Raw genomic sequence first — 21,499 nt, 5'->3', positions numbered from 1 at the left:
ATTCCTGCGGCTATTTGCCTTAAATCCCGCTTGTGCTTGCGAAATATTCGTCATTTTCTTTGTTTTCAGATACACCTTACGAAAAAGGGGGAAGCCTTGCATGGAAAAGTGCAACTGGAAGCACAGCGTTACGCTCAAGCAGCGCATGGTGCTGTGCTTGGCAGCATTTTTTGCGGCCTTTGCATTGCAGCTTGCCCTGAACGGCTATCAGGCGCGGGCGGTGCAGCAGGTGCAGGACGACCAGATGGGCAACTTTAACGCCATCAGCCGCTTTCAGGGCGGTGTGGAAAGCTCCATCAGCATTCTGGAAGCGTACCGCTGGGAGAACGGCGAGACTGAGGAAATGCTGGAAAAGCTTCAGGCAGCCTGCTCCACCAGCAACGCATGGCTGTGGCGCATCCGATCCAATATGGACGGCTTGCAGAACGTCAGCGATGAGCAGTGGGTGCTGTACGGTGCGGTGGAGACCACCTACGGCAGCTACAACACCCTGCTGGAGGAGCTGGAAGGCTACCTTTCCAGTGGGCAGGAAGCAAAGGCTTCCCAGCTGTACTACAACAAGGTCTCGGTCTGCGGCGGGTATCTGAGCCAGTACACCATGCAGCTGCTGAAAGCCTCGATCTTGGATGCCCAGACTACTTACACCGAGATCTCGGAGCTGGGCGAGCGGATCGCCCTGATGCAGATCGTGGTGGTGGCACTGTGCGTGGCGCTGGGCTGCGCCTCCGGTCTGATGGTCATGCAGCTGCTGACTCCGGTGTCTCAGATGATCGAGGCCTCCCGCGCTATCAGCCGCAGCCAGTTCGATACCCCGGACATCCCGCTGCCCAAGCAGCTGGAGATCGGCCAGCTGGCGGAGTCCTTCAACCGCATGAAGCACTCTATGGCGCAGCAGGTGAGCACCTTACAGGAGAAAAACGAGATCGAGCGGGAGTTGCATCGCCAAAAGACCGAGGCGCTGGAACTGCAGAACCGCATGGAGCGCAGCCGGTTGCAGCAGCTGCGCAGCCAGATCGACCCGCATTTTCTGTTCAACACCCTGAACGTCATCCAGCAGATGGCGGGCACAGAGTCCGCCTACCGCACGCAGGCGCTCATTATGGCGCTTTCCCATCTGCTGCGTTACAGCCTGATGAGCAACGATGAGCAGGTGCCCCTCTCCCGGGAGGTGCGCGTTGTGGATGAGTACTATTCCATCTACCATGTGCGCTTTGGCGACCGGGTGCAGATGGAGTGGGCGTTCTCGGATTCGCTGGACCTGACCGAGACTATGGTGCCGTCCTTTATCTTGCAGCCTATCGTGGAAAACGCTTTCAAGCACGGCATCTGCCCCAAGGAAGAGGGCGGCGTGGTGCGCATCCGTATGATTCCCCTGCGGGAAAAAGGTCTGCTGTGCATCCGGGTGCTGGACAACGGCGTTGGCATTGAGCCGGAGCAGCTGGAACAGCTGCGCATGGCATTGGAGCAGCCCGCACCCCGCTGGGAACATATCGGTATTTATAACGTGGCCGCCCGCCTGCGGCTGCTGGATGCCCGCTGCCGGGTGGTGGTGCGCTCCCGGCCGGGGCGGGGAACTGCGGTGATCCTGTATCTGCCGCTGGTGGAGAATGAGGAGGAATTTGAGGAATGATTCGTCTGTTGATCGCGGATGATGAGAGGATGGAGCGGGAGGCGCTGGCGGATATCGTCATGCGCCGGTTCGAGCATGAGGTGACGGTGGAGATGGCGGAAAATGGCCGCAAAGCCGCCGATACCGCCGTGCTCTGGGAAGCAGACCTGATTTTGATGGACATTGAGATGCCGGGCATGAACGGCCTGGATGCCGCCCGCGCGGTGCTGGAGCAGCGGCCGGAGTGCAAGGTGATCTTCATCACGGCGTACAGCCTGTTCCAGTACGCCCACGAGGCGGTGCATCTGGGTGCCTGCGACTATCTGCTGAAGCCGGTGGACCCGGACGAGACCGAGGCCGCCATCCGCCGCGCTATCCGGCAGATCGAAGCCGGGCGCCGTCTGGCCGAACTGGCTGCGGAAGCCCCGGAGCCGGAAACCGCCCCGGAGCAGGAGACCGAGCCCGCCGGGGAAGGGGAGAGCGACCGCAACGCACTGGTGATGGACCATGTGCGCAAGTATATGGAAGATAACTATATGGCCGACCTCTCGCTGGACAGCGTGAGCGAAATTTTGCACATCAGCCCGGCGTACCTTTCGGCACAGTTCAAGAAGTACCAGAAGATGAACTTTCTGGACTGCCTGACCGAGCTGCGCATCAACGCCGCCAAGGAGCTGCTGGCCGACCCCTTCCGCTCCGCAGCGGAGGTGGCCTCCATGGTGGGCTACGAGGACGCCAGCTACTTTGCCCGCGCCTTTAAAAAGCGCACCGGCATGACCCCCACCCAGTACCGGAAGGAAGCGGCAAAGGCAGCCCGGGAGGCGCGGCTGTGACCCGCCGTCAGCTGCTGCGTCTGCTTGCGGCAGCCCCGGCGCTGGCAGTTACAGGCTGTACGGCGCAGTCTGCTTCTTCGCAACAGGAGAAGCCGCTCATCCTGCGCTATGCGGAGAACCAGCCGGAGGACTACCCTACCAGCAAGGCGGCAAAGGCCTTTGCCGAGCTTGTGGCGCAGCGCACGGGCGGCCGGGTGAAGGTGCTGGTTTACAGCGGGGCAGAGCTGGGCGCAGAGCAGAGCGTCATCCAGCAGATGCAGTTCGGCGGGGTGGATTTTTCCCGCGTGTCCCTGAGCCAGCTGGCAGAGTACGAGCCGGAGCTCAGCGTGTTGCAGTTGCCCTACCTGTACAGCGATGCCCAGCAGATGTGGCGGGTGCTGGACGGCGACATCGGCGATGAGTTTCTGGCCATGCTGGACGGGATGGACTTAGTGGGGCTTTCGTGGTTCGATGCCGGTGTGCGCAGCTTCTACACCCGGGAAAAGGTGACCGGGCTGGATGATTTGCAGGGGCTGACCATCCGGGTGCAGGAGTCGGACATGATGAGCGACATGATCACCGCACTGGGCGCAAAGCCAGCGCAGGTGGTGTACAGCAAGGTATATGCCGCCCTGCATAATGCCGAGATCGACGGCGCAGAGAACAACTGGCCCAGCTACGAAGTGATGGGACACTACGAGGTGGCACCCTTTTTCCTGAAGGACGAGCACACCCGGGTGCCGGAGGTGCAGCTGGCCAGCCCGGCGGTGATGGAAAAGCTTGCCGCATTGGACGAAAGCTTCCCGGAGGTGATCCGTGCCTGCGCCCGGGAGAGCGCACAGACAGAGCGGGAGCTCTGGGCACGGCGGGAGGCGAACGCAGAGCAGAATATGCGCAAGCGGGGCATCTGCGTCACCGAGCTGGACGAGGCCGAAAAAGCCCGCTTCCGCGCAGCGGTGCAGCCCATGTACGATGAATTCTCTGCCCAGCAGGAACTGATCGACCGGATACAGAAAAGCTGAAAAAGACACCCCGAGAAGTGCCCGGATGGACATTTTTCGGGGTGTTGTTTTGTGCTATGAATGCAGGAATGTATCCAACTGGTCAGTAGTGTTGCACAAACAAGACGGAAAGCGATTGTGCAATGTGTCAAAAACAATCTTGACATTCTTTCGAAAAACAGGACATTTTTCGAAAGCTCTTGTTTCATTTCGGAAAATTTGCTAAAGTGTGTACAGTCAATGAACGGAAGCTCCGGCACCTGTGCGCCCGGAGAATTTCACAATTATTTAAGGAGGACGATTCCTATGAAAATGATCTCTCGTCGTAGCTTTATGGCCGTTGCCGGTGCAGCTACCGCTGCTGTTGCTCTGACCGCCTGCGGTGGTTCCAAGAGCGGCTCCACTTCTACCGCTGCTTCCACCTCTACCGCAGCTTCTTCTGCTGCTGCCGGTGATGCAGCAGCTGCTGCCAACGATCCCAAGGTGACTCTGGTCTACGCCGAGGTCAACCCGCTGGATACCATCGTTGGCCAGACCGGTTCTCACTTCAAGGAGAAGGTCGAGGAGCTGAGCGGCGGTTCTGTGGTCGTTGATGTGCAGGCTTCCGGTGTTCTGGGCTCTGAGAACGACGTTCTGGACGCTATTCTGGGCGGCTCTACCTCCATTGATATCAGCCGTATCTCTGCTTTCGCTCTGACCAGCTACGGCTGCAATAAGTCCAAGCTGCTGTCCATCCCCTTCACCTTCAACAACCGCGCTCACTTCTGGAACTTTGCCAACAGCGATCTGGCTCCTGAGTTCCTGAACGAGCCCCAGGAGCTGGGCCTGCCCGTTCGCGGCCTGTTCTACGGCGAGGAGGGCTTCCGTCACTTCTTCACCGTCAAGCCCGTTGCAACCATCGATGATCTGAAGGGCATGAAGCTGCGTGTGTCCAACGACCCTGTTATGAACGGCATGGTCGAGGGTCTGGGCGCTAACCCCACCGTCGTTGCTTTCGGCGAGCTGTACAGCGCACTGCAGACCGGCGTTGTGGATGGCGCTGAGCAGCCCATCGCAAACTACAAGTCCAACGCCTTCCCCGAGGTTGCTAACAACCTGATCCTGGACGGCCACACTCTGGGCGCTGTGCAGGCTGTTATCACCGACAACGCATGGGGCAAGCTGACTGCTAACCAGCAGGCTGCTGTTATGGCTGCTGCTGCCGACACCCAGAAGTTCAACGCTGATCTGTCTGAGACTGCTGAGAACAAGGTTCTGGAAGAGCTGCGCTCCTCCGGCTGCAACGTTGTGGATGTGGACGACAAGACTCCCTGGCAGGAAGCTTGCGCTAAGGTCATCAAGGACAACACCTCTGATCAGGCTGAGCTGTACCAGAAGCTGCTGGACATGAAGGCATAAGCTGGCTTTCCATCCAATCTAAGTAGTACATTGCCCGGCGGGGGCCCACGGGAATACGCCCGCAGGCTTCGCCGGGTTTTTATATGGAGGAATTTCTATGCCGAAAATCTTTACCACTCTGGATAAGATCAGACCGGCGTACGACTTTACCTACAAGGTGGTTCTGTTCATCTGCAAGATCCTGCTGATCGCAGATATCCTCATTACCACGATGTCGGTCATTGGCCGTTACGTCCCCTTTATTCCGGACCCCTCCTGGTCTGAGGAGGTCGTTTTGACCTGCATGAGCTACATGGCTGTGCTGAGCGCTGCGCTGGCCATCCGCCGCGGCGCACACATCCGCATGACTGCCTTTGATATGTACCTGCCCAAGAAAGTGGTCAAGGCGCTGGACATCCTGTCTGACGTGGCCGTGATGATCCTTGGTGTGGTCATGATGGCGGTCGGCTGGAACTACGCCACCACGCTGGGCGGCCGTGGCTTCTATGTTTCCATGCCCTGGCTGAGCCGCTTCTGGATGTACTTCCCGGTGCCGCTGGCCGGCGTTGCCATGGTCATCTTCGAGATCGAGTCGCTGTATAACCATATCAAGAGCTTTTTTGTAAAGGAGGAAATGTAATATGACAGTTCAGACACTGGCAATCATTGTCCTTCTTGTCAGCTTCTTTGTTATGATCTTCCTGCGCTTCCCCATTGCATACGCCGTTGGTCTGTCCAGCGTGCTGTGCATGCTGGTGCAGGGTCAGGCACTGACCGACGTCTGCCGCCTGATGGTCAAGGGCATCTCCTCCTTTAGCCTGATGGCTGTGCCGTTCTTCATCACCATGGGTGTGCTCATGGGCTCCGGCGGCATTTCTGAAAAGCTGATCGCACTGGCTGACGCCTGCGTGGGCTGGATGCGCGGCGGCATGGCCATGGTCAACATCGTGGCTTCCTACTTCTTCGGCGGCATTTCCGGTTCTGCTTCCGCCGATACCGCTTCCATCGGTTCTATCATGATCCCCATGATGGTGGATCAGGGCTACGGCGCAGACTTCTCCACCGCTGTTACTATTACCTCTTCCTGCGAGGGTCTGCTGGTTCCTCCCAGCCATAACATGGTCATCTACGCTACCACCGCCGGTGGTATCTCCGTGGGCAGCCTGTTCCTGGCCGGTTACCTGCCCGGCGCTCTGCTGGCTATCGTGCTGATGATCGGCTCCTACATCATCTCGGTCAAGCGCAACTACCCCAAGGGTGATCCCTTCAGCATCAAGGCTTTTGTCAAGCAGCTGGGCACTTCCATCTGGGCACTGGCCGCTGTCATCATCGTGGTGTTCGGCGTTGTCGGCGGTGTGTTTACCGCTACCGAGTCCGCTGCTATCGCCGTTATCTACTCTCTGCTCGTTTCCGTGTTCGTCTATAAGGGTCTGGACTGGAAGGGCGTGTGGCACGCTCTGGACGAGTGCGTCAACACCCTGTCCATCGTGCTGATCCTGATCGCTACCTCTGCAGTGTTCGGCAACTGCCTGACCATGCTGCATGTGCCTGATCTGGCAGCAACCGCCATCACCGACCTCACCGATAACCCCTACATCATTGCATTGCTCATCGACCTGATCCTGCTGGTGCTGGGCATGATCATGGATATGGCTCCCATCATCCTGATCGCTACCCCCATCCTGCTGCCCATCGCCACCTCCATCGGCATCGATCCCATCCAGTTCGGTATCATCGTGGTTCTGAACTGCGGCATCGGTCTGCTGACTCCTCCCGTTGGCTCCGTTCTGTTCATCGGCTCTGCCGTTGCAAAGCGTCCCATGGAGAAGGTAGTCAAGGCAACCCTGCCGTTCTACCTGTGCATGTTCATTGCACTGCTGCTGCTGACCTACATCCCCGACATCAGCCTTGCTATCCCCAAGCTGCTGGGCGGCTATGTAAGCCCCATTGCAAACCCGCTGGGTCCTGTGTTCATCCACTAAGCGCAGCATAAGGGAAACCCCTTGCATCTTTAAGACCGGAGCCTGTCAGCCCTTTGGGCTGCGGGCCCCGGTCTTTTTTGCTTTTGCACCAAAATGCGGACAGCTTGCACGGCGGGGAACACTATGATACAATAAAATGTATAGAAGTTTGGAAGGGGAGAGAACACTATGGAGCAAAAACGCCTGTGTCCGTTCTGCATGGGGGAACTGCCGCCTGCGGCGACCGTCTGCCCCCATTGTGGGAAAATCTTAGAGGGATGCAACCCGGCGGGCTGCCTGCCGGTGGGCACGGTGCTGGCCGGGCGCTACACCGTGGGCGAGATGCGCAGTCTGGACGGCGAAGGCGTGCTGTACAGCGGCGTGGAGAATCTGGGTGGCTTCCGAGTGACCATCAAGGAGTACCTGCCGGTCACCCTGTCTGCCGAGCGCGGGGCGGACTGCATCCTGCGCCCCAAGCAGGGCAGCGAAGTGCTGTTCAAGACCACCCGCATGGACTTTGCAGACCTGTACCGCGCCGTCCAGCGCATTACCCCCGCCAGCGGTCTGGAGGCCGTGCTGGACGTGGTGGAGGCCAACAACACCGTGTATGCGGTGCTGGAAAACTTAGGCGGCACCCCGCTGGAGCAATGGCTGGAAAATCGTCCCGCTCCGGTGCAGGCAGAGGAGGCCTGCGCCATGCTGCGCCCGGTGTTTGAGGGCGTGGCGGCCATGCACAAGGCAGGGCTGGTGCACCGCGGCATCTGCCCGGAGAATATCCGGGTAATGTCGGATGGCCGCTGTCGTCTGGCCGGGTACGCCACCGTGGGTCTGCGCACCGCAGGCAGCGGTCTGCACGAGCAGCTGTACGAGGGTTACTCCGCGCCGGAGCAGTACACCACCGCCGAGTTTGAGGGGCGCTATACCGACGAATACAGCCTTGCCGCCGTCTTTTACCGCATGGTGTGCGGGCAGGCACCCATGCCCGCTGCTCAGCGCGTGGTGTCGGACTCTAACCCCCGGGCACGCACCGTAGAGCCTGCCGTACCGGCCTATGTCTCCGATGTATTGCAGCTGGGGCTGCGGCTCAAGGTCATGGAGCGCATCCAGACCGTGCCGCAGCTGTATCAGGCGCTTTCTTCCAAGGAATATACCGCCGAGCTGACCCGCACCATGAAGCCGGAGACCCCGATGCATCCGGTGCGGGCAGAGCAGAGCGCGCAGAGCAGGGAACATCTGCTCAGTTTGAAGGGGTTGCTGGCGGGCATCCTGATCCTGCTTTCCGTTTTGATCTTGCTCACCCTGTGGGGCATCGTGAGCAGCAAGGAGGAACAAACTCCCTCTTCGGAGCCGAGCTCGGAAGCTGCCAGCAGCGAGGAAATGAAGCCCCAGAACCTTGTGCCCAACTTTGTGGGCATTGACTACGAACAAATCAAGAATAACCGCGAGTACACCAGTATGTACCTGTTCCGGGCGGTGCTGGAGTACAGCGATACCGTGCCTTCCGGGCAGATCATCCGGCAGGAGCCGGAGGCCGGCGAGGTGATGGAGAACGGCGAGGTGATCCAGATCGTGGTCAGTCAGGGCCCGGAGAAGGTGGAGATGCCCAAGATCGTCGGTGCATCGCAGGATAAGGCTATTGAGATCCTGAGCAGCCGGGGGCTTGTGGCCAGCTGCTTTATGGTGGTGAATGATGGCTCCTACGCTACGGGCTGTGTGGTCTCTGCCAGCGAGGAAGAGGGCGCTATGGTCACGGTGGGTACGGTGATCACCGTGTATATCGCCGCAGACCCCAGTGTGCAGATCACTGCCACCCCGGAGGAGCCTGCCGCTACCGAGCCTACCACCCCGGAAACGCCCCCGGAGGGCAGTACAGAGCCGGAATACGATACAGATTAAACAGCATACAACAAAAGCAGAAGCGGGAGCCTTGCAACGGGCTCCCGCTTCTGCTTGTTTAGGATAGGAAAGAGAATGGCAAATTAAAGGTTCGAGTAGCCCATTAGGCAGCGGTCCACCTCGGCGGCGCAATCGCGGCCCTCGCGCAGACCCCACACCACAAGGCTCTGGCCGCGGCGCATATCGCCACAGACGAAAACCTTGTCCACGTTGGTCTTAAAGCTGTGGTCGGCTACATTGCCCCGGGCGGTCAGCTCCACCCCAAAGGCATCGGCTGTGTAGTTTTCGCAGCCGGTAAAGCCTGCGGCGATAAACGCCAGCTGGCAGTCGTAGGTAAATTCCTTGCCGGTGGGCACCATGCTGGTGCGGCCGGTCTCGGGGTCGCGCTCCGGCTTCAGGCAGCTGATGACGGCACCGGTCAGGTTACCGGCCTCGTCCTTCAAAAACTCCTTGACGGTGGTCTGGTACACGCGCGGGTCCTTGCCGAACTTGGCAATGCACTCGGTCTGGCCGTAGTCCACCTTCAGCACCCGGGGCCACTCCGGCCACGGGTTTGCGGCGGTGCGCTCGGCAGGGGGCTGCGGCATCATTTCCAGCGCCATCAGGTCGGTGCAGCCCTGCCGCAGGGCAGTGCCCTGACAGTCGTTGCCGGTGTCGCCGCCGCCGATGACCAGTACGTTTTTACCGGCTGCATTGATGGCCTTGCCGTCTGCAAAACCCGAGTCCAGCAGGCTCTTGGTCACGCTGGTCAGGTAGTCCACGGCAAAGTGCACGCCCTTGGCGTCCCGGCCGGGCACGTTCAGGTCGCGGGGCTTTTTTGCGCCGCAGCACAGCACTACGGCATCAAAATCTGCCAGCAGCTGCTCGGCGGGCACGGCGCCGCCTACATCCATGCCGGTGCGGAACACAACACCTTCGGCCTGCATCAGCTTGACCCGGCGCTCGATGACCGCCTTATCCAGCTTCATGTTGGGGATGCCGTACATCAGCAGACCGCCCACACGGTCGGCGCGTTCAAACACCGTGACGGAGTGGCCGCGCTTGTTCAGGTACTCTGCCACCGAAAGCCCCGCAGGGCCGCTGCCCACCACGGCAACGCTCTTGCCGGTACGGGTCGGCGGCGGGGTGGCGGTCAGCCAGTTCTTGGCGTAGGCTGTTTCAATGATGGCGTGCTCGTTTTCGCGCACGGTGACGCTGCTGCCGGTCACATCCCCGCAGGTGCAGGCGGCCTCGCACAGGGCGGGGCACACCCGGCTGGTAAACTCCGGGAAGCGGTTGGTGGCCATCAGGCGGTGGAGCGCAAGCTCCCACTTGCCATGGTACACCAGATCGTTCCACTCCGGGATGAGATTGTTCAGCGGACAGCCGGAGGCCATGCCGCCGATCATCATGCCCGCCTGACAGAAGGGCACGCCGCAGTCCATGCAGCGGGCGGCCTGCGTCTGCTGCTGCTCCCGCGAGAGCCAGATGTGGAACTCGTTAAAATTTTCAAGGCGCTCCAGCGGCGCAACGTCCGTGCTGGTCTTGCGCGCATAATCCATAAATCCTGTTGTCTTACCCATGCTGCTGCCCCTCCTTACTTATGCTTCTGCACTGCATAAAATGCTTCGATCTGTGCCTGCTCGCCGTCCAGACCACGCTCCTCTACCGAGGCGATGACCCGCAGCATGCGGTCGTAATCGTAAGGCAGCACCTTTTTGAATTTGGGCAGGAACGCACTGAAATTGTCCAGAATCTCCTTGCCGCGCGGAGAGCCGGTGGCCTCCACATGGGCGCGGATCAGCTCCTTCAGGGTGGCAACATCGTACTTGTGCTCCACCGGCTCCAGGCTGACGGTCTCCTTGTTCACCCGCTGGTAGAAGTCCCAGTTTTCGTCCAGCACATAGGCAATGCCGCCGGTCATACCGGCTGCAAAGTTCTTGCCGGTCTGTCCCAGCACCACCACGGTGCCGCCGGTCATGTACTCGCAGCCGTGGTCGCCCACGCCCTCCACAACGGCAGTAGCGCCGCTGTTGCGCACACAGAAGCGCTCGCCGGCCACGCCGGAGATGAACGCCTTGCCGCTGGTAGCGCCGTACAGCGCCACGTTGCCGGTGATGATGTTCTCCTCGGGCTTGAAGTCGATGCCCTGCGGCGGGCGCACGATGATCTTGCCGCCGGAAAGGCCCTTGCCCATGTAGTCGTTGCAGTCACCCACCAGCTCCAGCGTCAGGCCATTGGGGATAAAGGCACCAAAACTCTGGCCGCCTGCACCGTTGCAGTGCACGGTGTACACATCGTCCGGCAGGTCGTTGCCGTATTTGCGGGTGATCTCGCTGCCAAAGATGGCACCAAAGGCGCGATCCACGTTGGAAACATTCAGGCTGACGCTCTGGGGAGCCTTGCTGCCCAGCTTGAACTTCTTCATCAGCACCTTCATGTCCAGCGTGTTTTCCAGATGGAAGTCGTAGCTGTCCTCCTTGATAAAGTGGACGTTGCTGTTTGCAATGGCGGGGTTGTGCAGGATGCAGTCCAGATCCAGCTTTGCGGCGCGGCTGCCCGGGGCAGCGGGCTTGACCCGCAGTAGGTCGGTGCGGCCCACCAGCTCGTCCACGGTGCGCACGCCCAGCTTTGCCATGTACTCTCGCAGCTCCTCTGCCACAAAGGTGAGGTAGTTGATGATGTACTCCGGCTTGCCCTTGAAGTTCTTGCGCAGCTCGGGGTTCTGGGTGCAGATGCCCATGGGGCAGGTGTCCAGATTGCACACGCGCATCATCACACAGCCCTCGGCCATCAGCAGGGTAGTGCCGAAGCCGAACTCCTCTGCGCCCAGCATGCAGCTGATGGCTACATCCCGGCCGGACAGCAGCTTGGAGTCGCTCTCAATGCGCACGCGGGTGCGCAGACCGTTCAGGATCAGGGTCTGGTGGGTCTCGGCGATGCCCAGCTCCCAAGGCAGACCTGCGTGCTTGATGGAGGTGCGGGGCGCAGCACCGGTGCCGCCGTCATAGCCGGACACCAGAATGACCTGTGCACCGCCCTTGGCAACACCGGCGGCAATGGTGCCCACACCGGCCTCGCTGACCAGCTTGACGTTGATGTTGGCGTTGCGGTTGGCGTTTTTCAGATCGTAGATCAGCTCTGCCAGATCCTCGATGGAGTAGATATCGTGGTGGGGCGGGGGAGAGATCAGGCCCACGCCGGTGGTGCTGTGGCGGGTCTTGGCGATCCACGGATACACCTTGGCACCGGGCAGGTTGCCGCCCTCGCCGGGCTTTGCGCCCTGTGCCAGCTTAATCTGGATCTCCTCGGCGCTGACCAGATACTTGCTGGTCACGCCAAAGCGGGCAGAGGCCACCTGTTTGATTTTGGAATTGCTCTCGCTGTGGTAACGCTCCTCGGGCTCGCCGCCCTCACCGGTATTGCTGCGGCCGCCCAGACGGTTCAGGGCGATGGCAATGGTCTCGTGTGCTTCGCTGCTCAGTGCGCCGTAACTCATGGCAGCGCCCTTGAACCGCTTGACGATGCTGGAGATCGGCTCCACTTCTTCCAGCGGGATGCCGCCGTCTGCGGCGTAGTTGAAGTCCAGCAGACTGCGCAGATGCACACCCTCGGCACCCATGTTGTCCACCGTCTGGGTGAACTGCTTGAAGGTGGCGTAATCGCCGGTGCGGCAGGCTTTCTGGAACAGGTGGATGGTCTGAGGGTTGAACAGGTGCTCTTCCTTGCCGCTGCGGAACTTGTGGGCACCGCTGTCGGCAAGCTCCATGTTGATATCCAGCCCCAGCGGGTCAAAAGCGGCGTTATGCAGCGCTTCCACATCGGCCTGAATGTCTGCCATGCTGATGCCGCCCACACGGCTCACCGTGCCGGTAAAGTATTTATCAATGACCTCCTTCGAGATGCCCACAGCCTCGAAGATCTGGCTGCTCTGGTAGCTCTGGATGGTGGAAATGCCCATCTTGGAGGCGATCTTCACGATGCCGTTGAGGATGGCGTTGTCGTAGTCCTGCACAGCGGCGTAATAGTCCTTGTCCAGCAGACCCTCGTCGATCAGCTGCCCGATGGTCTCGTGTGCCAGATAGGGGTTGATGGCGCAGGCACCGTAGCCCAGCAGGGTGGCAAAGTGGTGCACCTCCCGGGGCTCGGCGCTTTCCAGAATCAGTGCCAGTGCGGTGCTCTTTTTGGTGCGGATGAGGTACTGGGACACTGCCGAAACAGCCAGCAGGCTGGGAATGGTCACATGGTATTCGTCCACATCCCGGTCGGACAGGATGATGATGTTCGCACCCTCCTTGTAGGCGCGATCCACTTCCAGAAATACCCGGTCGATGGCCTTTTCCAGACTGGTGTTCTTGTAGTAGTTGATGGATACCGTAGCCACCTTGAAGCCCGGCACATTCATGTACTTGATCTTCAACAGGTCGGTGTTGGTCAGGATGGGGTTGTGCACCTTGAGCACCTTGCAGTTCTCCGGCTTATCCTCCAGCAGGTTGCCGTGGGCACCGATGTAAACGCTGGTGGAGGTGACTACCTTTTCCCGGATGGCGTCAATGGGCGGGTTCGTCACCTGTGCGAAACGCTGCTTGAAGTAGTTGAACAGCGGGGGATGCTGGCTGCTGAGCACGGCAAGCGGGGTGTCGGTGCCCATGGCACCGGAGGGCTCTGCGCCCGCCCGCGCCATGGCAAGGATCATGGTGTTCACGTCCTCGTACTTGTAGCCGAACACTTTCTGCAGCCGGGTCAGCTGCTCGCCGGTGTAGCCTTCCACCTTCACGTTGGGGATCTTCAGCCCGCTCAGCTGCACCAGATTGCGGTCGATCCACTCGCCGTAGGGCTCGCGGCTGGCGTAAAGCTCCTTCAGCTTTTCATCGTCCACCACCTCGCCCTTGACGGTGTCCACCAGCAGCATCTTGCCGGGACGCAGGCGCTCCTTGACCAGAATATTCTCCGGGTCGCATTCCAGCACGCCCACTTCAGAGGACAGGATCATGCGACCGTCCTTGGTGATGTAGTAGCGGCTGGGGCGCAGACCGTTGCGGTCCAGCACCGCGCCCATCACATCGCCGTCCGAGAACAGGATGGCGGCAGGGCCGTCCCAAGGTTCCAGCATGGTGGCGTAGTACTGGTAGAAATCCCGCTTTTTCTGGCTGATGTTCTTGTTGTTCTCCCACGGCTCGGGAATGGTGATCATCACGGCCAGCGGCAGGTCCATGCCGTTCATCACCATGAACTCCAACGCGTTATCCAGCATGGCGGAGTCCGAACCGGAGGTGTTGATGATGGGCAGGATCTTGTTCATATCGTCCTGCAAAATGGGGCTGGAGATGCTCTCCTCGCGCGCCAGCATGGCATCGGTGTTGCCCTTGATGGTGTTGATCTCGCCGTTGTGTAGGATAAAGCGGTTGGGGTGTGCACGCATCCAGCTGGGGTTGGTGTTGGTAGAAAAGCGGCTGTGCACCATGCCGATGGCGGACTCATAATCCGGGTCCTGCAGATCGGCGTAGAAGCGGCGCAGGTCGTGCACGAGGAACATACCCTTATACACGATGGTGCGGCTGGACAGGCTGGGCACATAGGTGCCGTTGCTGGCCTGCTCGAACACGCGGCGCACGATGTACAGGCGGCGGTCAAACTCGATGCCCTTGCTTACCTTGGCGGGCTTTTTGATGAAGCACTGCCAGATGGCGGGCATGCAGTCCCGCGCCTTCTGCCCCACGGCATCGGGGTCTACGGGCACTTCGCGCCATGCCAGAAACTCCAGTCCCTCCTTGCGGGTGACCACCTCGAACAGCTTCATGGCCTGTGCCCGCAGGTGCTCGTTCTGGGGGAAGAAAAACATACCCACGCCGTACTCCCGCTCATTGCCCAGCCGAATGTTCAGCTCCTCGGCAACCTTGGAGAAGAACTTGTGGCTGATCTGCAGCAGGATGCCCACGCCGTCGCCGGTCTTGCCCTCGGCGTCCTTACCGGCGCGGTGCTCCAGCCGCTCCACGATGGACAGTGCATCGTCCACCGTCTGGTGGCTTTTACGTCCCTTGATGTCCACCACAGCGCCGATGCCGCAGGCATCGTGCTCGAACTGTGGGTCGTACAGACCAAGGGTGGTTTTCTGCTCTGTAAAGTTTTCCATAGTCTTTCCCATCCTTTTTACTTGTTTACCGGGGGCTGCGGCACCCTCCGCAGCTTTTTATCCCCTGCAAAAAGAAAAAAGCGCCCCGCAAGGGCATAGGATGCCCCTGCGGAACGCCTTTGTTCCGATACCTGATATTATACAGATTCCTGAAAAATCTTCAAGTGACAGCTGCACCAAATATGCTACACACATTGCGCCGCTTCTTGTGCGAAACGCCGCGAGCCCCCGCAGCTGTGCGCGGCATACAAGCAAAACCGCCGCACCCGGCGTTGTGCACGCGGGTACGGCGGTTTGGAGGAATTTGCCCTGAGTGATGCGGAACACTCAGGACTCAGGAATGCTTTGATTTGCGGGTGAAGAACCATCCGCAGGCCAGCAGCAGGGAGCCCAGGCTTGCCAGCACACCGGCCATCCAGCCGGTGGTGCCGGTCTGGGGCAGGGTGGGCACTGCCGGGGCAGCGGGCTGTGCGGCGGCGGGAGCTTCCGTGTGGGGAGCCTGAGCCGGGGCGTCGGATGCGGCGGCAGCTTCGGTGCCGTTGGTGTCGTCAGAGTCAGCCGGGGCTTCCGGGGCGGAGGCGTCTGCGTCGGGGTCCGGTGCCAGAGAGATCTCTTCCACCGGCAGAACCGCCAATTCTGAGTTGCGGGTTTGTTGTAAAATAACCAAACGAAACCTCACCCGCCCAGAATGGCCTGCAGGTCGGCTTCCGGGGTGGCAATGGGCTTGAGGCCGTACCGTTCCTGCAGGGTGCGCACCACCCCCGGCGAGAGGAACGGGGGCAGGGTAGGCCCCAGCCGGATGTTCCGGATGCCCAGCGCCAGCAGCGCGATGAGGATGCACACGGCCTTCTGCTCAAACCAGCACAGCACCAGCGAGAGGGGCAGGTCGTTGACGCCGCAGCCAAAGGCGTCGGCCAGCGCCAATGCGATGCGGATGGCGCTGTAGGCGTCATTGCACTGGCCCACGTCCAGGATGCGGGGCAGGCCGGTGCCCGGCACGGTGCCAAGGGGCAGGTCGTTCAGGCGGAACTTGCCGCAGGCCAGGGTCAGCAGGATGGTGTCGGGCGGGGTAAGGCGGGCAAACTCGGTGTAGTAGCGGCGGCTGGGCCGGGTACCGTCGCAGCCGCCCACCAGAAAGAAGTGCCGCAGTTTACCGTCCCGCACCGCCTGCACGATCTCGTCCGCGTGCTGCAGCACGGCGGTGCGGGCAAAACCGGTGGTCACCGTGGAGCCGCCGTTCAGGCCGGGCAGCAGGGTGTCCTGCGCGTAGCCGCCCAGCTCCAGCGCCTTTTCGATCACCGGGGAAAAGTCGCGCCCTTCGTCGATGTGGGGCACGCCGGGGTAAGCCACCACCGAGGTGGTGAACACCCGGTCGGCGTAGCTGGCGCGCAGGGGCATGATGCAGTTGGTGGTGAACAGGATGGGCGCGGGGATGTCCTCGAACTCCCGCTGCTGGTTCTGCCATGCGGTGCCAAAGTTGCCCTTGAGGTGGGGGTAGCGGCGCTTCAGCTCCGGGTAGCCGTGGGCGGGCAGCATCTCCGAGTGGGTGTAGACGTTGACGCCCCGGCCTGCAGTCTGTTCCAGCAGCTGCTGTGCGTCGTAGAGGTCGTGGCCGGAAATCACGATGAACGGCCCCTTTTCAATGGTCAGGGGCACCTGCACCGGTTCCGGATCGCCAAACGCGCCGGTGTTGGCCGCGTCCAGCAGCTCCATGCAGCGGTAGCTGGCTTCTCCTGTGGCCTGCACCAGCTGCCACAGGGCGTCGGTGGTCTGGCTGGGGTCGCCCACGGCCTGCAGGGCGGTACAGAAGAACCGGTCCAGCTCCGGGTCGATGCGGCCCAGCACCCGGGCGTGGTAGTTGTAGGCGGCCATGCCCCGCAGGCTGAACAGCACAAAGCATTTCAGGCTGCGCCGGTCGGCATCCGGTTCCCGCCAGAGGGCCTGCATGTCGTAGTCCGGGCCGGTGCCGGGGCTGGCGTCGTGCACCTGGCGGGTCAGCGCGTCCACGGCGGCGGGGTCAAAGTTCACGTTGGTAATGGTGGTGAACAGCCCCTGCATCAGCAGCCGGGCCTGTTCCGGGGCCGGGCCGCGCCCCGCCGCGATGAGCTGCCCGGCAAACGCGATGAGCGCCCCGGTGAGCCGGTCCTGTGCGGCGGCTGTCTCGGCCGACTTGCCGCACACCCCCGCTGCGCCGGTGCAGGCGGTGCAGCCCGCCGCCTGCTCACACTGAAAACAAAACATCTGCTCGTCCATACAAAACTCCCTTTCTGCCATAAGGTACTGCCAGTGTGGGCAGAGCGGGGCGGGATTATACCAAAAAAGAGCCGCACCCCTGCGGGCGCGGCTCTTGGACGATGCAGTATGACTTAGTAGGTGATGCCCTGTGCCATCATGGCGGTAGCAACCTTCAGGAAGCCGGCGCAGTTTGCACCGACCATCAGGTTGCCCTCAGAACCGGCAGCCACAGAAGCATCGTAGGAAGCGTGGAAGATGCCCTCCATGATGCCCTTCAGCTTGGCATCCACTTCCTCAAAGCTCCAGCTCAGGCGCTCGGAGTTCTGGCTCATCTCCAGACCGGAGGTAGCCACGCCGCCTGCGTTGGAAGCCTTGGCGGGTCCGTACAGGATGCCGTTGGACAGGTAGACCTCGATGGCCTCCGGGGTGCTGGGCATGTTAGCGCCCTCGCAGACCACGGTGCAGCCGCCCTTTACCAGAGCCTCGGCAGACTCCTTGTTGATCTCGTTCTGGGTAGCGCAGGGCAGGGCGATGTCGCAGGGGACAGTCCAAACCTTGCTGCAATCAGCCACATAGGTTACACCGGCGTGGGTCTCGGCGTACTCCTTGATGCGGCCACGGCGCACTTCCTTCAGGTCCTTCACATAGGCCAGGTCGATGCCGTTGGGGTCGTAGACATAGCCATTGGAGTCGGACATGGTAACCACCTTGGCGCCCATCTGGGTCGCCTTTTCGCAGGCGTAGATGGCCACGTTGCCGGAGCCGGAGATGACTACGGTCTTGCCCTGGAGGCTGTCGTTCCGCATGCACTTCAGGGCCTCAGCGGTGAAGTAGCACAGGCCGTAGCCGGTAGCCTGGGTACGGGCCAGAGAACCACCAAAGGTCAGGCCCTTGCCGGTGAGCATACCGCCCTGGAAGCTGTTGGTCAGGCGCTTGTACTGGCCGAACAGATAGCCAACCTCGCGGCCGCCGACACCGATATCACCGGCGGGGCAGTCCACGAACTGGCCGATGTGGCGGTACAGCTCGGTCATGAAGCTCTGGCAGAAGCGCATCACTTCCATGTCGCTCTTGCCGTGGGGGTCAAAGTCAGAGCCGCCCTTGCCGCCGCCCATGGGCAGGGTGGTCAGGCTGTTCTTGAAGGTCTGCTCGAAGCCCAGGAACTTCAGGATGCCCTGATTGACAGAGGGATGGAAGCGCAGGCCGCCCTTGTAGGGGCCGATGGCGCTGTTGAACTGCACGCGGTAGCCGCGGTTCACCTGCACCTTACCGGCATCGTCCACCCAAGGCACACGGAAGGTGATGATGCGCTCCGGCTCCACCAGGCGCTCGATCAGACCGGCCTTCTCGTACTCGGGGTGCTTTTCCACAACGGGCTGGATGCTCTCCAGCACCTCGCGCACAGCCTGCAAAAACTCGGGCTCGTTGGCGTTGCGCTTTTCCAGACCCTCGTAAACACGCTTCAGGTATTCATTCGTCAGCATAATAGAATACTCCTTTTCCCAATTACTCTATAAATTTGAAAAAGCGGAAATGCCCCTGCCCGCCGCACAGCGGGGGTATCCTTGCAGATGCCGGGCGCTTCCGGTTCTCCATGCTTGCACGGCACGCCCGCACAAGCGGGCAATGCTTACTTTATTATTATAAAGCTTTGCGGTGGGTTTTACAATAGCAAAAAGCAGAATTTGTTTAAAAAAACAGATAAAAAGTCACAGCTGCTTCACAAAACGAAAATTAAAAGCCGGAATGTGCCGCGAACCTTGTTTTTTAAAGTGCGCTGCCACTCCAAAGCCGCGCGGAAAAGAATGTCTTTTACGCGTCAGCGGGCGTATCTAAGCAAAAAGCCCTGTGTCACAACGGGCACAGGGTGGGGTGCAGTTACTTCTTCAGCAGCTTTTCGCAGGCGTCTGCGGCACCTTCCAAAAATTCGCCGCCGTAGGTCTCGATCATACCGGCGTCGGAAAGCTCGGCCAGTTTGGGGTCGATGGGGCACTTGGCCAGCACGGGCAGGTTGTGCTTTGCGGCCACCTCGTCCACATGACTGTTGCCAAACACATTGATGTGCTTGCCGCAGTCCGGGCAGACGATGTAGCTCATGTTCTCCACGATGCCCAGCATGGGCACCTTCATCATCTCGGCCATGTTCACAGCCTTTGCCACGATCATGCTTACCAGCTCCTGCGGGCTTGCCACCACAACGATGCCGTCCACCGGCAGGCTCTGGAACACGGTCAGGGGCACATCACCGGTGCCCGGGGGCATATCCACGAACAGGAAATCCACGTCCTTCCAGACCACATCGGTCCAGAACTGCTTGACGGCACCGGCGATGACCGGGCCGCGCCACACAACGGGATCTTCCTCGTTCTCCACCAGCAGGTTGATGCTCATCACATCAATGCCCATACGGCTCTGGATGGGCCAGCAGCCCTTGTCGTCCGCCATGGCACGGCCGTGAATGCCGAACAGTTTGGGGATGGACGGGCCGGTGATATCGGCATCCAGAATGCCGCAGTGGTAGCCGCGGCGGGCCATGGCACAGGCCAGCAGGGCGCTGGTCATGCTCTTGCCCACGCCGCCCTTGCCGGAAACAACGCCGATGACCTTTTTCACACTGCTATTAGGGTTGGGGGCATCGTGCTGCGGAGCGGCATCGCGGGAAGAACAGGCTGCACTGCAATTAGAGCAGTCATGGGTACATTCTTCGCTCATTCTCTTTGTCGCGCACGGCAGGGGCAGGACCCGGGCGGTGCGCTTCCTCCTTGCTCAAAATACAGGCGCGGGCTTGCGCCCTGCCTGACCACTGTTAACTATACCATAAAAAGTGCGCAGAAACAACCCATAGCGCCGCTCATGTTTTGCAAAGCTGCCGCATAGGCTGAACCGTGAACGCCCGTTCCGGGGCAGGGGGAGGTGCAGGGTGCGGCAGAACTACTTTAAAAACGCGGCGCTGCTTACCGGTTCGGACGTGGTGCTGCGGCTGGCAGGCATGGGGCTGCGCATCTGGCTGGCTAACGCCTTGGGCGGGGCGGGTATGGGGCTGTACCAGCTGGTGCTGGCGGTGTACGGGCTGTTTGTTACGCTGGCTACGGCGGGCATCTCGGTGGCGGCTACCCGGCTGCTGACCGAGGAGCTCAGCCGGGACAAGGCCGCTGCGCGCGGGATGCTGGTGCGGCTGGTGTTGGCAGGGCTTACGCTGGGCGGGCTTGCCATGGTCGCCCAGCTTGCCACCGCAGGCCTTGCGGCAAAATGGTGGCTGGGGGATGTCCGCGCTGCTGCCGCGCTGCGCACCTCGGCGCTGGGGCTGCCGTGGATGGCGATCTCGGCGGTGCTGCGCGGCTTTTTTCTGGCGCGGCGGCGGGTAGAGCCGAACGTGCTCAGCCAGCTGGCAGAGCAGACGGTGCGCATTGCCGCCGTGGTGTGGGCGCTTTCCCGCACGCAGGGCTGGCCGGACGGCAGCCGCTGCGCGCTGGTGCTGGCGGCTACCGCCCTGAGCGAGGCCGTATCCACCGCCCTGATGGCATTGTTTTACCGGCGGGAGGCGGCACGCTGCTTCGGCAGCACAGTGCCGCGCCCGCCAAGGGAGGTGTCCCGGCGGCTGTGGGACATCCTGTGGCCGGTAGAGGGCGGCAGGGTGCTTTCCAGCGCGCTGCACACCGCCGAGAATATGCTGGTGCCCGCCTGCCTTGCGGTGTATCTGGGGGCTTCCGGCGGGCGCACCGCCGCGCTGGAGCAGTACGGCACCTTAAAGGGCATGGCGCTGCCGCTGCTCAATTTCCCCTTTGGGCTGCTGGGCAGTCTGGCTGTTTTGCTGATGCCGGAGATCACGCAGGCGCATATCGAGGGGCAGACCGCCCGGCTGAACGCCCTGCTGGACCGGATGCTGCGGCTTACGGGATACTTCTCCATGCTGGCGGGCACGCTGTTCTGGGTGTGGGGCAGGCCGCTGGCGCAGCTGCTCTACCATAGCCCGGAGGCCGGGTTCTATCTGGAGACCCTTGCCCCGGCCATGCCGCTGATGTATCTGGAAAGCATGGTGGACGGCGCCATGAAGGGCATCGGGGAGCAGAAGGCCGCTTTCCGGTACAGCGTGTGGGACGCGGTGCTGCGCATTGGCGGGGTGGCGGTGCTGCTGCCCCGGTACGGGATGCGGGGCTTTCTGACGGTGATCTTACTTTCCAGCTTTTACACCTGCGCAGCCAACACCGGGCGGTTGCTGCTTTCCAGCGGCACAGGGCACGCCTTCCGGCGGTGGCTGGGTGCGCCGCTGCTGGCGGCGGTTGCCGCCGGTGCGGCAGGGCGGGGTGTGCGCCGGGCGCTGACGGGCTTTCCGGCACAGGGGCTGTGGGAACAGCTGGCAGTGCTGACGGCGGGCGGTACGGCAACGGCCATCGTGTTTTTGCTGGCGGCGCTGCCGCTGGGGCTTTGGGAGGAGCTGCGGGCGGTGCTGCGGCAGGCAAAGACCGGGAAAAACAGGGGAAAGTGATAAAAACGTA

At 61.2% G+C, this 21,499-nt stretch carries 14 protein-coding genes; 8 read left to right on the top strand and 6 right to left on the bottom strand.

Annotated elements, in window-relative coordinates:
• Positions 1-100 precede the first annotated feature (100 nt).
• The 7 genes from MTP43_RS08720 to MTP43_RS08690 all read left to right on the top strand — a co-directional run bounded on the left by MTP43_RS08720 (position 101) and on the right by MTP43_RS08690 (position 8,656).
• Positions 101-1,630, top strand: a complete 1,530-nt coding sequence (locus tag MTP43_RS08720) for a sensor histidine kinase (protein WP_249234747.1) — start codon at positions 101-103, stop codon at positions 1,628-1,630.
• Positions 1,627-2,442, top strand: a complete 816-nt coding sequence (locus MTP43_RS08715) for a response regulator transcription factor (protein WP_097785922.1) — start codon at positions 1,627-1,629, stop codon at positions 2,440-2,442. The genes MTP43_RS08720 and MTP43_RS08715 overlap by 4 nt, the downstream gene beginning before the upstream one ends.
• On the top strand, positions 2,439-3,443 hold the full coding sequence (locus MTP43_RS08710) for a TRAP transporter substrate-binding protein (RefSeq protein WP_249234746.1): 1,005 nt from the start codon (positions 2,439-2,441) through the stop codon (positions 3,441-3,443). Before MTP43_RS08715 ends, MTP43_RS08710 begins: the two co-directional genes overlap by 4 nt.
• Before the next feature lie 285 nt (positions 3,444-3,728).
• Positions 3,729-4,820: a TRAP transporter substrate-binding protein gene (locus tag MTP43_RS08705; RefSeq protein WP_113621151.1), complete on the top strand. Its 1,092-nt coding sequence runs from the start codon at positions 3,729-3,731 to the stop codon at positions 4,818-4,820.
• Positions 4,821-4,917: 97 nt separating this feature from the next.
• Complete coding sequence (locus MTP43_RS08700; protein ID WP_097783598.1) at positions 4,918-5,439, top strand: TRAP transporter small permease; 522 nt, start codon at positions 4,918-4,920, stop codon at positions 5,437-5,439.
• Position 5,440: 1 nt separating this feature from the next.
• Positions 5,441-6,781: a TRAP transporter large permease gene (locus MTP43_RS08695; RefSeq protein WP_005923424.1), complete on the top strand. Its 1,341-nt coding sequence runs from the start codon at positions 5,441-5,443 to the stop codon at positions 6,779-6,781.
• Positions 6,782-6,949: 168 nt separating this feature from the next.
• Complete coding sequence (locus MTP43_RS08690; protein ID WP_249234745.1) at positions 6,950-8,656, top strand: PASTA domain-containing protein; 1,707 nt, start codon at positions 6,950-6,952, stop codon at positions 8,654-8,656.
• 83 nt (positions 8,657-8,739) lie between these two features.
• On the opposite strand, the gene MTP43_RS08685 is transcribed toward MTP43_RS08690, so the two are convergent.
• From MTP43_RS08685 to MTP43_RS08660, 6 genes are all read right to left on the bottom strand, one after another.
• Positions 8,740-10,218: a glutamate synthase subunit beta gene (locus MTP43_RS08685; RefSeq protein ID WP_249234744.1), complete on the bottom strand. Its 1,479-nt coding sequence runs from the start codon at positions 10,216-10,218 to the stop codon at positions 8,740-8,742.
• 14 nt (positions 10,219-10,232) lie between these two features.
• The gene (gltB, locus tag MTP43_RS08680) at positions 10,233-14,768 is read right to left on the bottom strand and encodes a glutamate synthase large subunit (protein ID WP_249234743.1); all 4,536 of its coding nucleotides are present in this window, start codon (positions 14,766-14,768) and stop codon (positions 10,233-10,235) included.
• A gap of 334 nt (positions 14,769-15,102) precedes the next feature.
• Complete coding sequence (locus tag MTP43_RS08675; RefSeq protein WP_044960260.1) at positions 15,103-15,387, bottom strand: LPXTG cell wall anchor domain-containing protein; 285 nt, start codon at positions 15,385-15,387, stop codon at positions 15,103-15,105.
• Positions 15,388-15,443: 56 nt separating this feature from the next.
• Entirely contained in the window at positions 15,444-17,021 is a 1,578-nt protein-coding gene (hcp, locus tag MTP43_RS08670; RefSeq protein ID WP_117526296.1) for a hydroxylamine reductase, read from the bottom strand.
• A 113-nt stretch (positions 17,022-17,134) separates the two neighbouring features.
• On the bottom strand, positions 17,135-18,487 hold the full coding sequence (gene gdhA / locus MTP43_RS08665) for an NADP-specific glutamate dehydrogenase (RefSeq protein ID WP_113621147.1): 1,353 nt from the start codon (positions 18,485-18,487) through the stop codon (positions 17,135-17,137).
• A 394-nt stretch (positions 18,488-18,881) separates the two neighbouring features.
• The gene (locus tag MTP43_RS08660) at positions 18,882-19,715 is read right to left on the bottom strand and encodes an Mrp/NBP35 family ATP-binding protein (protein ID WP_181573043.1); all 834 of its coding nucleotides are present in this window, start codon (positions 19,713-19,715) and stop codon (positions 18,882-18,884) included.
• Between the two features lie 208 nt (positions 19,716-19,923).
• Here MTP43_RS08660 and MTP43_RS08655 point away from each other — a divergent pair, with 208 nt between their 5' ends.
• A complete protein-coding gene (locus MTP43_RS08655) occupies positions 19,924-21,489 on the top strand; it encodes an oligosaccharide flippase family protein (protein WP_249234742.1) in 1,566 nt (521 codons plus the stop codon).
• Positions 21,490-21,499 lie beyond the last annotated feature (10 nt).

This window comes from Faecalibacterium sp. IP-1-18, assembly GCF_023347355.1.
Lineage (GTDB): Bacteria > Bacillota > Clostridia > Oscillospirales > Ruminococcaceae > Faecalibacterium > Faecalibacterium prausnitzii.
This window is presented reverse-complemented; position numbering and strand designations above follow the sequence as displayed.

Coding starts and splice junctions, on each gene's coding strand:
- MTP43_RS08720 (WP_249234747.1), top strand. CDS start 101: ATGGAAAAGTGCAACTGGAAGCACAGCGTTACGCTCAAGCAGCGCATG.
- MTP43_RS08715 (WP_097785922.1), top strand. CDS start 1,627: ATGATTCGTCTGTTGATCGCGGATGATGAGAGGATGGAGCGGGAGGCG.
- MTP43_RS08705 (WP_113621151.1), top strand. CDS start 3,729: ATGAAAATGATCTCTCGTCGTAGCTTTATGGCCGTTGCCGGTGCAGCT.
- MTP43_RS08700 (WP_097783598.1), top strand. CDS start 4,918: ATGCCGAAAATCTTTACCACTCTGGATAAGATCAGACCGGCGTACGAC.
- MTP43_RS08695 (WP_005923424.1), top strand. CDS start 5,441: ATGACAGTTCAGACACTGGCAATCATTGTCCTTCTTGTCAGCTTCTTT.
- MTP43_RS08690 (WP_249234745.1), top strand. CDS start 6,950: ATGGAGCAAAAACGCCTGTGTCCGTTCTGCATGGGGGAACTGCCGCCT.
- MTP43_RS08685 (WP_249234744.1), bottom strand. CDS start 10,218: ATGGGTAAGACAACAGGATTTATGGATTATGCGCGCAAGACCAGCACG.
- gltB (WP_249234743.1), bottom strand. CDS start 14,768: ATGGAAAACTTTACAGAGCAGAAAACCACCCTTGGTCTGTACGACCCA.
- hcp (WP_117526296.1), bottom strand. CDS start 17,021: ATGGACGAGCAGATGTTTTGTTTTCAGTGTGAGCAGGCGGCGGGCTGC.
- gdhA (WP_113621147.1), bottom strand. CDS start 18,487: ATGCTGACGAATGAATACCTGAAGCGTGTTTACGAGGGTCTGGAAAAG.
- MTP43_RS08660 (WP_181573043.1), bottom strand. CDS start 19,715: ATGAGCGAAGAATGTACCCATGACTGCTCTAATTGCAGTGCAGCCTGT.